The sequence below is a fragment of the Marinoscillum furvescens DSM 4134 genome, from assembly GCF_003386095.1.
In the GTDB taxonomy this organism is placed as follows: Bacteria; Bacteroidota; Bacteroidia; order Cytophagales; family Cyclobacteriaceae; genus Marinoscillum; species Marinoscillum furvescens.
This window is the reverse complement of the sequence record NZ_QREG01000023.1, coordinates 12,347-27,009: the sequence shown is the minus strand read 5'-3', so window position 1 is coordinate 27,009 and position 14,663 is coordinate 12,347. Positions and strand designations below refer to the sequence as shown.

The 14,663-nt window shown below is 44.1% G+C and carries 14 protein-coding genes; 2 read left to right on the top strand and 12 right to left on the bottom strand.

Going from position 1 to position 14,663, the window contains the following annotated elements:
* Positions 1-10 precede the first annotated feature (10 nt).
* The 4 genes from C7460_RS19220 to C7460_RS19205 form a co-directional block, all read right to left on the bottom strand.
* Complete coding sequence (locus tag C7460_RS19220; RefSeq protein WP_115869762.1) at positions 11-673, bottom strand: ABC transporter ATP-binding protein; 663 nt, start codon at positions 671-673, stop codon at positions 11-13.
* A 133-nt stretch (positions 674-806) separates the two neighbouring features.
* Positions 807-1,262, bottom strand: coding sequence for an alpha/beta hydrolase (locus C7460_RS19215; protein WP_147303027.1), 456 nt, complete (start codon positions 1,260-1,262; stop codon positions 807-809).
* 179 nt (positions 1,263-1,441) lie between these two features.
* Positions 1,442-2,686: a DUF819 family protein gene (locus C7460_RS19210; protein WP_115869760.1), complete on the bottom strand. Its 1,245-nt coding sequence runs from the start codon at positions 2,684-2,686 to the stop codon at positions 1,442-1,444.
* Between the two features lie 12 nt (positions 2,687-2,698).
* Positions 2,699-3,331, bottom strand: a complete 633-nt coding sequence (locus tag C7460_RS19205) for an NUDIX hydrolase (RefSeq protein WP_115869759.1) — start codon at positions 3,329-3,331, stop codon at positions 2,699-2,701.
* A 120-nt stretch (positions 3,332-3,451) separates the two neighbouring features.
* Between C7460_RS19205 and C7460_RS19200 the strand changes: the two genes are divergently transcribed.
* The gene (locus C7460_RS19200) at positions 3,452-4,165 is read left to right on the top strand and encodes a hypothetical protein (RefSeq protein ID WP_115869758.1); all 714 of its coding nucleotides are present in this window, start codon (positions 3,452-3,454) and stop codon (positions 4,163-4,165) included.
* Here the strand turns inward: C7460_RS19200 and C7460_RS19195 are convergent.
* The 4 genes from C7460_RS19195 to C7460_RS19180 all read right to left on the bottom strand — a co-directional run bounded on the left by C7460_RS19195 (position 4,162) and on the right by C7460_RS19180 (position 7,954).
* On the bottom strand, positions 4,162-5,178 hold the full coding sequence (locus C7460_RS19195) for a tetratricopeptide repeat protein (protein ID WP_115869757.1): 1,017 nt from the start codon (positions 5,176-5,178) through the stop codon (positions 4,162-4,164). The two genes, C7460_RS19200 and C7460_RS19195, sit on opposite strands and share 4 nt — an antisense overlap.
* 97 nt (positions 5,179-5,275) lie before the next feature.
* Positions 5,276-6,007, bottom strand: coding sequence for a head GIN domain-containing protein (locus C7460_RS19190; protein WP_115869756.1), 732 nt, complete (start codon positions 6,005-6,007; stop codon positions 5,276-5,278).
* 49 nt (positions 6,008-6,056) lie between these two features.
* Positions 6,057-6,575: a thioredoxin family protein gene (locus tag C7460_RS19185; protein ID WP_115869755.1), complete on the bottom strand. Its 519-nt coding sequence runs from the start codon at positions 6,573-6,575 to the stop codon at positions 6,057-6,059.
* A gap of 179 nt (positions 6,576-6,754) precedes the next feature.
* On the bottom strand, positions 6,755-7,954 hold the full coding sequence (locus C7460_RS19180) for a DUF4861 domain-containing protein (protein ID WP_115869754.1): 1,200 nt from the start codon (positions 7,952-7,954) through the stop codon (positions 6,755-6,757).
* A 253-nt stretch (positions 7,955-8,207) separates the two neighbouring features.
* Between C7460_RS19180 and C7460_RS19175 the strand changes: the two genes are divergently transcribed.
* Positions 8,208-9,464 carry an IPT/TIG domain-containing protein gene (locus tag C7460_RS19175; protein WP_115869753.1) on the top strand — a complete coding sequence of 419 codons (1,257 nt, stop codon included), beginning with the start codon at positions 8,208-8,210 and terminating at the stop codon, positions 9,462-9,464.
* Between the two features lie 89 nt (positions 9,465-9,553).
* Here C7460_RS19175 and C7460_RS19170 read toward each other — a convergent pair whose 3' ends face one another.
* From C7460_RS19170 to C7460_RS19155, 4 genes are all read right to left on the bottom strand, one after another.
* Entirely contained in the window at positions 9,554-10,267 is a 714-nt protein-coding gene (locus C7460_RS19170; RefSeq protein ID WP_115869752.1) for a DUF3307 domain-containing protein, read from the bottom strand.
* Positions 10,268-10,271: 4 nt separating this feature from the next.
* Positions 10,272-10,865 (bottom strand): SatD family protein, encoded by a 594-nt coding sequence (locus C7460_RS19165; RefSeq protein ID WP_115869751.1) that lies wholly within the window; start codon positions 10,863-10,865, stop codon positions 10,272-10,274.
* Between the two features lie 155 nt (positions 10,866-11,020).
* Positions 11,021-13,414 (bottom strand): glycoside hydrolase family 2 protein, encoded by a 2,394-nt coding sequence (locus C7460_RS19160; RefSeq protein WP_115869750.1) that lies wholly within the window; start codon positions 13,412-13,414, stop codon positions 11,021-11,023.
* Complete coding sequence (locus tag C7460_RS19155) at positions 13,411-14,604, bottom strand: glycoside hydrolase family 88 protein (RefSeq protein ID WP_115869749.1); 1,194 nt, start codon at positions 14,602-14,604, stop codon at positions 13,411-13,413. The genes C7460_RS19160 and C7460_RS19155 overlap by 4 nt, the downstream gene beginning before the upstream one ends.
* Positions 14,605-14,663: the final 59 nt, after the last annotated feature.

Below are 14,663 nucleotides of genomic sequence, written 5' to 3'. Positions count from 1 at the left end.
GTGATGGCTACTATTGCCGAATGGCCCCATCGTCCAACTGAACGATACGTGAACCATACTCAGCAAATTTCTCATTATGTGTTACCTGAACTACGGTCATTCCCTCTTTGTTTAATTCACGCAACAATTCCATGACTTCTTCGCCCTGGGATGAATGCAAATTCCCTGTAGGTTCATCGGCCAATAGTAAGTTTGGCTTGCCTACGATAGCGCGCGCTATGCCTACAAGCTGTTGTTGGCCACCAGAAAGCTGCTCCGGGAATAAATCCCGCTTTGCAACCATATTGAACCGGTCCAACATCTCAGCCACCATACTTTGGCGTTCCTTGCGTTTGATTCCTCGGTAGATCAATGGCGTTTCGATGTTTTCGTACACATTCAACTCATCGATCAGGTGATATGCCTGGAAGATAAACCCAATTTGCTCTTTATGCATTTTGGCTGTTTGGCGTTCGCGAAAGGTATGGACCGGCTGATCCAAAAAATAATATGCCCCCTGTGAGGGTTTGTCTAGCATGCCGATGATATTGAGTAGTGTAGATTTACCCGAACCACTCGGCCCCATGATGCTCACAAACTTGCCCTCATTGATTTCAAGATTTATTCCTTTGAGTATAAATACACGTTGGTATTTTGACTCGATATACTTATCTACTTCGGTTAGTTTGATCATAAGATTAGGTTTATCCGGCTTAATACTCAAAGAAAATACCAAAACAGCAACTCTCTGATTTAGACCCACTTCAGCGTAAGCCTACTTTACTATTGTCCGATTTAGCACATGGAATGTTCAGTCATGAACAACCCTAAAGTTGACTCACCAGCTCAGATTTCACTTCATGTTTGCCTTCGAAAAACACAACTTTTGGAGTTATTCCACTGGCTTTATAAATAGTCTCACGTTGCTGTTCCTCCATTTCTGGTTTGTAAAATGGATCATCCTTTCCACTAAAATATGAAATGGACTCCTGTCCTGAAAGAAATGCAAAAGCATCTGACATTGGCTCTGGCGGAAAAGTCCCAGCCCATACAACCATTTGAGCGAATGGAATTTGTGCATATGCGGCGTATCGAACCATCGTGGCTACTCCCTGCGAAAAACCAAAATAATTTAGCTGAACAGAAGCCCAGTCTATATCAATAGAAGATAGTACCTGATCTACATAGGCCTGTTGATTGACAATTTCAGTGAGACGATCCTCACGTGTCATCCAGGTAGCTCCTACTCTGCCTGAGAATCCTTCAAGGTAGAATTTTGACAACCCCTGAGGAGCAATGATGAAATTTTCAACTGGGTCTAATCCTTTAAATTTTTGAACGAAATACCGGGATAACTGGCCATAGCCATGGAATACCAACCAGATCCTTTTTGTTTGGTCTGTGAGCTCATTTAATGTTGAAAATGAAGCCTTTATGCTAACCTGAAGGTGATGTTCACGACTCATGGTGCAGCTACCCCCATCAGTATACCACATAGGTATGCTCCATACGTACCCAGTACGTATCCCAACACGGCCAGGAGTACACCTACTGGCGCCAGCGAAGGGTGAAAAGCGGCCGCCACTACAGGTGCTGATGCCGCACCTCCCACATTGGCTGTACTGCCCACTGCTACAAAGAAATAAGGAGCACGGATAAGTTTGGCAACCAGTATAAGTAACGTGACATGAATGAGCATCCATACTGCCCCCACTGCAAATAAGGCAGGGTCATCAAAAACAGCCATAACATCCATGTGCATACCGATGGTTGCTACAAGAATGTAAATAAAAACACTTCCAATTTTGGAGGCACCTGCACCTTCCAGGTTTTTGGCTTTGGTAAACGAAAGCCCTACGCCCAGTGTGGTGGCAATGACCACAATCCAGAAAAAACCGGACGTGAGGCTGTACTGCTCCAGGTAAGGGTAATTTGCAGCAATAGCTGGAGCTATTAGATCACTGCCATAATGAGCCGCAGCTGTACAGATAAAACCCACTGCCAATATTTTCATCAAATCAGTTAGCGAAGGGGTTTTAGTAATGCTGGCCTGAAAAGCCTCCATCTTTTCCTTTAAATGCTCTATGGCCGAAGCATCTGCTTTTAGCTTTCGATCGATCACCTTAGAGTACCCAATACCTGCCAGGAGTATACCCAGCCAGGTGTTGCCCACAATGATGTCTACAGCAACCATTTTGGAGAACAACACGTCATTTACTTCAAATACTTCCTTCATGGCTGCCTGGTTGGCGCCTCCCCCTATCCAGGACCCTGCAATGGCCGTCATCCCTCTCCACACTTCATTGGGTGGTGGTGCACTTACCACATCTGGGGCTATAGCCGAAAAAAGTAAAATAGCTAATGGCCCACCAAAAACGATCCCCAACGTAGCTGTAATAAACATGATGAGTGCCTTTGGTCCTAGCTTAAGAATTTCTTTAAGGTCTACGCTTATTGTCAGCAAAACTAAGCTAGCAGGAAGCATGTATCTGCTAGCCACAAAATACAGGTTGGATTCCTGTGGGTCAATGATGCCGAAGGTCCCAAGCAGTGAAGGCAAAAAATAGCACATCAGCAATGCAGGAACTACCGAATAAAAGCGCTTCCAAATGGGGTGATCGCTGGAAGAGGTAGTAAATACAAAACCAAGTATGAGCATGATGATACCAAATATCACGGCATCATTGGTTAGCAATGGGGTGTTCATAAAAGTTGTTTATTATGTCAAATCCTCTAAGATATGTACAAATTCGCTCAACATCATAGCAGTAGCTCCCCACACCACCTTATCATTTAGTTCGAAGTATGGAGAATGCAGCCTAAAACCACCACTAGCTTCTATTTCCTTTTCCTTCAGATGGTCTTTATTGAGCAGTTGATCCAGAGGAGCTCGTATTACTTCGGCCACTTCTCTAGGGTCAGGTGTAAACGAGGGCTTATGAGGCGAATACCCTACTACTGGAAGCACCAGGTGGTTGCTGGCTGTCACCATAAACTCAGATAATTGCCCCAGTACTTCTACATTCGCTGCAGGCACCCCTATTTCTTCGTGGGTCTCCCGCAGGGCGGTATCTATCAGGTTTTGATCTTCGGGCTCCATCCGTCCTCCGGGTAGTGCCATTTGCCCGCTATGGACTCCTTCGTAGCTCGGACGCTGTATAAGTGGAAAATGCCAACGATCTGCATCTTGATAGAGCAAGACCAATACAGCTCCTTTTCGTGGGGTCTGCGAATTTTTCATCCGTACCCGGTTACCATTGATTAACCTGGGCGTCATCTTTTGATGAGCAACGTCTCCTGGCAATCCTGACTTCAACCTTGCTTTGAGTTTTGGAATAAGCTCCTCCATCATCGTAAAACTATTAATTTATACTGAAATGCAACTTCGCAAAGAAAAGTGCACGCATCCACCAGAATGGGCTTAATTTTCGTTTCAGAATTCTTTATATTGAGAATCAGTCTAATCTAACCAATGGAAAATATACCTTCTTGTGTTAGCCTCACGTTCCTGGCATGCGTGGTGGCTACTTTTGGATTTATCTATTTTGCTATACAGCATGCCGGTGGCCGAGGAAGCAATGTTCCCATTTTTTTTACCACTTTATGTGCTATTTGGGTTTTCGTAGTGTCACTGCTTAGCATTCAGGGTTTTTTTCAGGACTATCATGCCTGGCCTCCCCGGTTGATGGTGGGACTGGCCATACTGCTTGCTCTCCTTATTTTGTTGATGAGTTTATCAGGTGTCAGGCGATTTATAGCAGAGATGCCCATCACTACTCTTACCTATATACATATCATCAGAGTACCAGTGGAAATAGTCCTTTGGTGGTTGTTTATCAACGGTGTTGTATCGGAAGTAATGACTTTCGAAGGAGTAAATTATGATATCCTTTCAGGCATTTCTGCTCCGTTTGCCGGATTGTTTTTGGTAGGCATGAAAAGTAAAAGCAGAATAGCTGCTATTATATGGAACCTCCTGGCTCTTGGGCTTTTAATAAACATCGTAGTACGTGCGATCATGGCTACACCTTATTTTTATAACCCGGTTCAGTTCGATGTGCCTAACCTGGCAGTTTTCTATTTCCCTTATATTCTCTTGCCCTTATTTGTAGTGCCAGGAGTGTTGTTTTGTCACGTGGCATCACTATACAAACTCATTTTTATCACGGAGGATACTGAGGATTAATTGCAGTGTTGTTCTAATAAGGATTGAGCTGATTTTTCATGATTTTTCACACCTTGCTGCCAAAGTTCGCAGGCCATGTCTGGTTTACCACTCATGAGCATGGCCTGGCCAAACGGCACGTATATTTCATCCAAAAACTCATTCCCAGCAAGCGCTTTCTCAAATAGCCGAATGGCATCATCATATTGCTTCTGCGCCAGGAAATACAGCCCCTTGTTACGGTATGCCCAGGAGTTCTTAGGGTCCAGCAATATACTTCTGTTGATATCTTTTAAAGCCAAATCATAGGATTGCATTTCCAAATAGACTTGTCCGCGATTGTTGAGGAAGTAAGGCTCTGATGGCTCTATTTTCAAAGCCTGATTGATTGTAATCAAAGCATTTTGGTAATCCCCTGCAGCCAGATATACCTGACTTAGCGTATTGAGCGCACTACTCTGTGTGGGATTGTTTTTCACTATTTCCTTAAGCTGATCCATAGCCATCGACAAGCTATCCTGAAAGTAATAAAGTGTGGCCAGGTTTACTTTAGCTTCCTCATTGGATGGGTTCATTCCAATCGCCATTTTAAAGCTCTCTTTGGCAGCATCATAGGAGCGCATGTGCGTTTCTAATAATCCCTGATAAAAATACACATAAGCTGAATCTGGGTATTGCTGTTTTACCTGATTGAGGTCTGCAAGGGCATCATCGTACTTGCCTATTTGCTCGTATGCGAAAGCACGGTTAAAAATAGCATCATAATAGTCTTCATCAAGAGCTATCGCTTGATTGTAATCCTGAATGGCCTCATAGGGGTGATCGTCCTCAATATATGCCACGCCCCGATTGTTGTACGCTCGCGCAAATTTAGGGTCTATAGTAAGGGCTTTAGTGTAAAAATCTACAGCGTCATTTAACTCGCCATTTTGCAAGGCATTGTTTCCCTGAAGGAAAAACCGATCTCGCCGCACTTCATCACTCGCACATCCCATGAGGAATAGCAACAACATTACACTCACTATTTTCTTCATGGGACAAAAAAAATAAAGCTTTTTGAAAGAATAGCTAAATTATTGGAATAGCTAGCAGAATCTTTCAAAAAGCTTTGAGCAGTATATTTTCTAAAAATTAGCTTTCTCGGACAGAGCCCCCGCTACTTGTTTCCTTGTCAATAGTTGATGGATTCCCCTTGAAGCGTACACTCCCTCCACTACTGGCTCTGGCATCCAGTTCATCACTTACATTCACTTTTACAGACCCGCCACTGCTCGCTTTTACTTCTGCACTTTTTGCCTCCAGGTCATATCCGTTAAATTCTCCAGAACTACTAGCATAAGCTTCAACACTAGCTGCCTTTCCACTTACTTTTATACTTCCAGCGCTAGAGACTTCAGCTTCCAAAAAGGAAGCTACTACTTCTAACGTTACATCTCCGCTACTGCTTACATCCAGCTCTATTTCATCAGCTTCAATTTTAGCTTCTATACTCCCAGCACTGCTACAGGAAATTTCAAACTCATCATCAGTAGCAATGCGCTCGTCAGCACTAATAGAGCCGGCAGAAGAGGCTGACAAGCCTTCCAGTGAAACATAGGTGATGTACACACGTACGTCAGCGCCACGATTGTTATTGCCTTCAAGGTGCACTTTGAGAGTGCCTCCAGATACGTCCGTCAACACCTTATCTACAGCGATACCGTCTGCTTCTATACGTGCTGACTCATCGGTTCCTTTAGTCAATATCACCTCAATGCCTTCGTGTACTGTAAGCTCATCAAATGATGATAACTGACGTGTAGTTTGTCCAAAACACAAGCTGCCAATAAACAGTGACAGTCCTAATAATACGTAGTTCTTCATAATATCTTTTTTGGGTTAATGACACTACAAACTACGAAAGGTTGCATGATTAAAGTGAGGATTGATAGTTTTTTTGAAAATCTACCCACTTGGTAGTTTTGTAGTTATCGCCTCCGATGTATTTCAAGATGGGATCAAGCGATTGTGCATTCATATAGCCGGGTATTGGCTGAATGATCTGCAGCTCTTCTGTCATAAAGACTGTGGTGGGATAACTTAATTTGTTATTGGTAAGAGCTGCAGCCAACTCATGGACGCCTCGCCTGCCCTGAGCTACGAACTTAAACGTATGCCCGTCAAATTCAATTGATTCCTTTTGCTCGGCATTGAATTTTACAGCGTAGAAGTTTTCATTGATATATTCAGCAATTTCAGGATTAGCATATGTGTCTCTATCCATTCGCTTGCACCACCCACACCAGTCTGTGTAGATATCTATCAGTAGTTTTTTGGGCTCCTGCTCGGCCTTTTCTACAGCTTCCTCAAAGCTAAGCCACTCCACTTCCTGAGCGAAAGAAAGCTGACACATCGAAACCAATACAGTTGCCAATAAGAAGTATTTTTTCATAGCCTATTTCTTGTTCAATTAAATAGAAGCACAAATCATGCGATCTACCAAAGCTATGAAATTAAACACGTATTCCTGAACAAAGAGTTCAATTCTCACTCATTACAGCCCGAAGTATTGATGAAAATAAAAAAACCACCCCAGTCTCCCGGAGTGGTTTACAACTAAATCAGAATCAATTATTTTACAATAGACACCTCGGCATTTAGTTCTTTTGCTGCAGCTGTCAAAGACGCTTTAAAACTTTCTTCATCCTTGAATGCCGCGTTTTCTTGGACCCATCCGGCATAGAAGTGATAAGTATAAGTACCCTCTACAGGAGATAGCATAGCAGTGTAAGTATTGGTGACTCCATCGCCCTGTTCTGGAGCAGCACCAAAACCTGCAGCACCAGCCACGGGCACCATCACGGCCATGCCCAACTCGTCTTTGTTTTCACTTTGCTTACCGTGTGTGTATCGAATCTTGAAACCTGACACCTCTAGATCCTGAGCACTCAGATCTTTGAGGTTGACAATACCTGTAACCAAGGTGTCACTAGATGCATTTTTCAGCTTGAGCGCACTTTGATAGCTTCGCTTTCCTGCCCAGATACTGATGGTTTCTTCTAAGTCATAAGTCTCACCGGCCACATCCCAACCACTGTACTTAAGCTTGAGTATTGAGCGTACAGGACCTTCAGTGACGATTTCAAAAGAAGCCAGGTCAGTATCTCCCAATTTGTAGATGGAGTCATTCTTCAGCATAGCTATGGCGCCTGCTCCCAGCGAGTTGCCTACTTTGAGCACATCCATGCCCCAGTCGGCTAGTTCGTGATAGTTTCCTTCTAAACCTATTTTGGTAATCTGAAGTGCAGGTTTTGTCTTACCAAATATGTCTTTACCATTTCTGCTATCAAAGTAAGTTCTAAAAGCTACCAGGTCACTTTCCCATCCTGGCCCTTCATACTGATATAAAAAAGGTGTGCTCATCGCTACGTGATCAGCCGGACGCTCGTTGTAACTGACAGACTGAAACTGTCCATTGCGCTCTGGGCTATGACCTAAATACACATCCGTTCTCATTGGAAAATCAGGCAAGTCAGCTTCCTCTGCAGGAAACACTTCTAGAGCCACCTGATTGGTTTCAAACGAAACCTGAAAAGCCACTTCATCCCATTTGCCATCACTATCCAGGTCGTCAAATTGTAAGGGTAAAGTCTGGCCCTGCGTGTCTTTTAAGAGAAAAAACTCAGTAGATACAGCAGGTACTTCAGTTCGTGATAAGACTACCGATTTTGCATCAATACCTGATTCGGAGGATTCGAGTATCAACTGGTTCTTTTGCTCGCAAGCCAAAACACTTGCGGCTAATGAAAGTATGATTATAGAGTTTTTCATATGTGTGTAGAGTTCTTTACTGTGTAATTTATACACGGTATGAAAGATTTCAAATTATTCTCTCATTTACCTTTATAATTTACAATTTACACTACTAGAGCACAGTTTATTTCGTGCTATTTTCATTGTCAGCACAGTAATACACCGTGCTTTGGTCCAAATTGTACGATTAGTACCCCTATCCTGAACGATTGAAAGTGGGCTATTTCCTACCTCTGCAGGTAAAGAAATTTTCAATCTAACTTTTATAGAAATGCAATATTTAAACAGACTGACCACAGTCCTAATTGGGCTTGCGCTGATAATGACAAACTTCAGCTGTAGTGAAGATGAAGGAGGAGATGATCCCCGCATTCCCGTAGTTCTTTCCTTTTCTCCAGCTAGTGGAGAGCCTGGTGACAATGTGACCATAACCGGGACAGACCTGGACGGAGCCACTGCAGTAACAATAGGTAATTCGGAAGCTGCGATTGTTTCGAACACCACTACAGAAATAGTAGCAACTGTACCCGAAGGAGCCACTACTGGCAAAATATCAGTAAGAACCGAAGGTGGTCTCGGTCAGAGTGCTGAAGATTTTACAGTGATCATAGTAGGCGCTGTAGAGGTTACAAGTGTGAGCCCTGTGTCTGCCGAACCTGGTGATCAGGTAGTCGTTAATGGAACGGAAATGACCACTGTGTCCTCTGTAAAGGTAGGTGAAGTAGAAGCCACTATCGTAAGTACTTCAGAGAGTTCGGTAGAAATTACGATTCCCGAAGGTGTAGCAGTAGGTCCCAATTCACTTACCATTGTAAATGATGGTGGCACCAATACCACATCGACTGAAGTTGTTGAATTTTACATTATCAAAACCACCTCAGAGTTAATGATGACTTTTGATGGTGAACAAGATGGTGTATACACTGGCTCTCCGGACGCTGAAGAATCAACTGTCTTTGGGGTGTCAAATGACGAAACTGTTAAAGCCAATGCCAAGGCATTGCCCAGTGCTATAGATGGGAACTTCTTTCATTTTGAGGGATACTGTACTGCAGACTTGTCTGGAAGCTATACGGCTATTGTGCAAAACTCATCTGCTCAGCCTGCCGGAACACATGCCGAATTCTTTTCTGGTGCCACAGATGCCTCTATTTACTTCAACCTACAAATTAATGTGGGGGATCTCCCGGCGGAATATGACGATGTACTCTTTGGCTTGCGCATGCGGTTTGATGGTGATGATTATGAATTTACCCCATCTCCCACCGAATTAAAGGAGCTTGGGTTCGAGGCAGACGAAAATGGATGGATGAACTTATCGATTCCTGCCACGCTATTTGATGATGATGCGGCACTAGGAACTTTTGCTTTTACAGACATGCAGCGCATAGGTGTAGTAGTACGTAGAAACTATGGCACTGGTGGTACTTCTGGTGAGCAACATACCGAAGCTGCTGGAGGTGTTTTCTACTCGCAGAGCTTCGACAATGCCCTAATCTCTGTAGGTGGTCCCTATAGCTTTAAATAATAATTAGCGCACTTATTTTTTTGGTTTGATTAAAAGCGGGCTGTCACATGGATTCATTTTAGAATGGCCATGTGGCAGCCTATTTTTGATTAGACATGTTTGAGTAGGTGCAAATAGGCCAAGCCAATGATGATAGCCAAGCCAAAACTCAGCAAGGTGCCTATCAGTATGTACTCGGTAAGTTTACGGTCTTTGGCGCGAGACAGGTCACTAAACCTGAATACTGACTTGGCCGCTATCAGAAACCCAATGGCCTGCCACTGACCTAAAACAATAAAAGCAAACACCAACAGTCGCTCGCAAACACCAATGTATTTACCAGCATTGGAAAGAGATTCTTCGGCAGTATCTTCTTCCAGGGCCCATCTGGACATCAGCACGCGCATAACTATAGATGATACTACCGAGACCAACAGCAGCGCTGTAATCAGTAGAAAATGTGCATTTGTCAGGTTAAGGTTCCAGGTCCACACATTTGGGGTCAAGTCATGAACCACCCAAGCTATTACTATTAAATGGGCTAGTTGATCCAGGAAAAACACCCATCTGTGGTGCCAACGCTGGGCATATAATTTACACGCATCTATCAGTCCATGACTTACCGAAATAGTCACGGCTACCCATAAGTACTGCACATCAAACTGAAACATCAGCCAGACGAGCATCCCGTGCAAAAGCACATGTAGGTATAAAAATGGTGAAGCAATTTTTTTGAGCTCCTTATCTCGAACCCATTGTGCTGGCTGAAGCACAAAGTCCCCTATTATGTGCGCTAGTAATAATTTTAGTGTGATGGTAAGCATCTGGCTAGCTGATTGAGTTTTTGAAAGTCTGCTCCATTCTCATGATCTCTTCAAAGCCTGCGCGTTTGAGAGCTTCACTTATAGTACTCTGAGATTTTCCCATGATGCGGGCTAGCTCCTGCTGGTTAGCATTTGGATGCTCTATAGCGACTTTCACCACCGCTGCTGCCCCTGGGGCCCAATGATCTATGGTAAGTGTAGCGAGAGCAAGTAGTTGGTTGATGTGTGCATCTCGCTTTTCATCATCACTCCGTACGGCCAGTGTCTGCTTTCTGAGTTCGTCAAAAAGCTGACCAGAGCGGACAAATGCAGGCCCATTTGATTGAGTTACCTGGGCTCCTTCATAGTCCTTTTGGCCTAAGCCAATAGCCACACGCACATCCAAACCAGCGTGCTGACGAATAGTAGCCTTGAGATGAAGCGCCGCAAGCAGGCCATTAGCAGCTGCTACTTCGAGTTGAAAACTGTCTCCCCGGTATATTTCCCATTGCTGTGGACTGCTACCGTATTGATTGAGTGTTGTTGTCAGGTCATCTATCCATTGAGAAGAATTGACCTGACGAGAGTTGATGATGTCTCCGGTAAGAATTGCGAACATTCATCAAATATCGGTTATTTAATCGATAATTAATAATATCGCCTATATAGACGATAAATGATTGTATCGGTATTTGAAAGGATAAAGAAAAAAGCATACACCAAAAAACTTATTTGTTCTACTTGTTGGAGCCAGGTGTATGCTTTATTCGATTTTTATGGTGTTTTAACCAGAAGCGGAATTTCCAGAAACGTCCCCTTAAAACTCTGGTTGAGTACGGTCATCACCAATGTAGCCGCTGACGCATCTGGTACTACCTCAATAGCAGCCATCCCATTGGCCATAGCAATCACAGAACTACCTGTAGGAGTGCCTAAATGCTCTACCAGCTTCCCTCCCTCCAGGCATTGGAAATACACCTTTTCCTCATAATCCAGGCATCTCAGCCCGTTTTGATCTACGGCATGGGCTGTCACTAGTAAATTGCCATTTTCCAGCTTAGCAAAACTTAGCGTTAATGCATCAGGGGTACCTGCTTTCTCAAAGCGATAATTTACCGTCATAGAATCCGTGGCCACCTGCTTACCGGCCTTGTAAGCTACAGCGCGAAGTTCGTTAGCGCCAGCCTCAAACTGTACATCCCAGGTGAGGCCACAAGCCGGATAACTACTCAAATCTCTTTGTTTACGACCTAAAAGCTTTCCGTTTAGGAAAAACTCCACTTCATCAGCATTACTAAACACATTAATTTCTCGTTTTACACCATCAGGGCCAGACCGTTCGGTCCACGTATGCGATTCTATATAAGCAAATGGCTCATCCGACCAATAGCTTTTGAATACATAGTATGCGTCCTTGGGTTTGCCTGAGCGGTCCACCAGTCCTTTTTGGTTTACATATGGAATGTCATTTTCTGGGCGTAAAGGGGTCCCAAAATCACGAAAAGCCCATTGGGCATTACCCATAAAATCTGGATGAGTCTCTGAGATCTGCAAGTGCCAATCAAACAAGTCAACGATGTAATTTTCACTCCAATCTCCATTTTGGGCAATGTTCATCACTTCTACCTGGTTCACAGCTTCCTCCCACTCATTTGGGTTGATCAGTCCATCTCCGGTGATGGGATTTTCGGTATGCCTGCCCACATGGCTAGAGCCCCCATATTCCATATGTACGAAGTGATCATACTTAGCTAAAGACTTGTTAAGTGCCTGCTCGTAATTCTTATAAGTGCCTGAGTACCAGCCAGACCAAATAGATGGACTAAAGACATCTACAATATCCGCTCCTTCATAATACTTTCTAATAGCCGTCTTGCGATACGGGTCTAATTGATGAGAAAGGTTGTGCAGTTGCTGTAGAAAGGGGTTGATCTCATCTGGATCACCACCACCCTCAAATTCTGGCAACCAATAAATTTCATTGCCCAGAGACCACAATACAATACTTGGGTGGTTGATGTTTTGGTCTATCATCTCCTCCAGCAGTCGTTGTGTATTGGCTTTCCAGACTTCATCACCTATTCCCCCACGGCACCAGGGCAGCTCATCCCACACCAGCAACCCAAGCTCATCACATGCGCGGTAAACTTCCGGGTCCTGAGGGTAATGCCCCAGGCGTATGAAATTTGCTCCCATGTCCTTTATAGCCTGAATATCGGCTTGGTGCTGAGCATTTGACAGAGCCGCGCCTACGCCTGCCAATTCCTCATGCCGGTGCGTACCTCGCAGCAACAACCGCTTACCATTGAGGTAAAAAGGTCCGTGTGGTTCGAAATGAAACCAGCGATAGCCATAGCGATCCTGAAGCTCGTCACCATTGCTGAGACGCGCTACTACAGTGTACAGGTTTGGGTTTGAAATATCCCAAAGCATCGGCCTTTTCACCTTAAACTCAAACAACGCCTTTCCACTCGTTCCTGATTTAGCTTTATCCGAAAATACGGTGATTCCCGTAGGGTCTACTATAGAGAGTTCCACTACTTGCTGATGCTTTTCATTGCCTTTGAGTTCCACAGCGATGTTCGTTTGGCCTACTTTTTCGCTGACTTGTGGCGTAGTAATGGTGATGTCTGACAGATATGTTTCGGGTACTTGCTTTAGCCATACATCCCGCGTTATGCCTCCATAGATAAAAAAATCAGATTGCTGAGATGGTATGAGCTGACGATCATACCCATTGTCCACCCGCACCATTAGTTCATTAGCTCCATTTTTTAAAAATTCTGTGAGCTCTATTTCAAAACCAACATATCCCCCCAGATGACCGCCGGCATAACGCCCATTCACATAGAGCTGAGTCTTGGTGTTGGCACCCTCAAAGTACAAAAGGTATCTTCCATTAAGCTGCTCTAAATCAAGTGATTTTCGATACCAACTTGCAGTTCGTCTATAACCTGGAGTTTGGTCGGTCACATCTAAGGCATTCCAGGTGTGTGGAAGGTCTATAGGCTCCCAATTGTCCATGCTCCTGGCTTGCTCTATGTTGCTCATATTTGCTTCCAGATACTGCCAGTTCTCATTCATTAGTGTCATTCGGCTCTGCGCGAGCACACCAGCGCTGACGATCAGCAGCACCAGGACATTCAAGTATTTGTTGGGTATCATCATCTTAGATCTAGTTCCTTTTGACGAAGGAGAGCTTCTATAAAGTAATAATCAGCATAGCTTATCGGCACATCCACCTCATCAGTCTTTGGCATGTTGCCAGTGCTATGGTCAAGGATAAATGGATGAGGTGCATTTTCTGGAACAGTGTAGTTCTTCATGAGGTTGGCAAGTATCTGATCTGCATGTTCCCTCATATTACTATTTGCTGAAAAGTCTGACAGCTCATAAAGCGCTGAAGCAGTAACTGTAGCTGCAGACACATCTCGTGGTTTGTTATCATCTGGGGCATCATAATCCCAGTATGGAATTAAATCACCAGGTAGTGAAGGGTGGCTGAACATATATTGATAAATAGCCTGGGCTTTTTTCAGAAAAGAGGAGTCTTTGGTAAAACGGTAAGCCATCGTAAACCCGTAAAGTCCCCATGCCTGGCCCCTCGCCCACGATGATTCATCACTTATTCCCTGATGGGTTACTTTCATTCGCACCTCGCCCGTCTCAGGATCATAGTCTACCACATGATAAGAGCTATTGTCCTCTCTAAAGTGATTTTCTAAAGTTGTTTTGGCATGCTGATAAGCGATATCATAATAAGAAGAATCGCCAGCGTACTGTGTAGCCAAAAACAGCAGCTCCAGGTTCATCATGTTGTCGATGATTACGGGAAAATCCCAGGTCTCCCGATTGAAATCCCAGGATCTAATGCATCCTACTGTGTCGTTGTACCGGGTAGCCAGCGTAGCAGCACTTTCCAGAATTACTGCTTTGTAATCTTCATTACTTGTCAGCCGATAAGCATTGCCAAAGCTACAGTTGATCTTAAACCCCATATCGTGGGTGCGATCATTGGTCTTCTCGGGTTCTACCAGCCAGGTCCATTCTTCAGCCCGCTTTTTGATAGCGGGATCTTTGCTCAGCTCAAATGCATACCACAAGACTCCAGGGTAAAATCCACTCGTCCAATCTTTTGATGGCACTTTCCGCACTTCGCCATTTGGTTCCAGGCTTCGCGGAAATGCTCCTGCCCGCGCAGGATAATCCACGCTTTTCACACGAGAGATCACAAAATCTAACGGATTGGCTGATGTAGACTTTTGGTTCTCAGCAGCTTGAGTTTCCTGATTGGAAGTACATGCCTGGTGGCAAACGACTATTACTACAAGCGAGAGTGCAACAAGTAATTTTGACATGAAAAAGTGTATTTGAATTGTGATTCTATAGAAGGCTGCTCTGGAGTATTGCTCCAAAG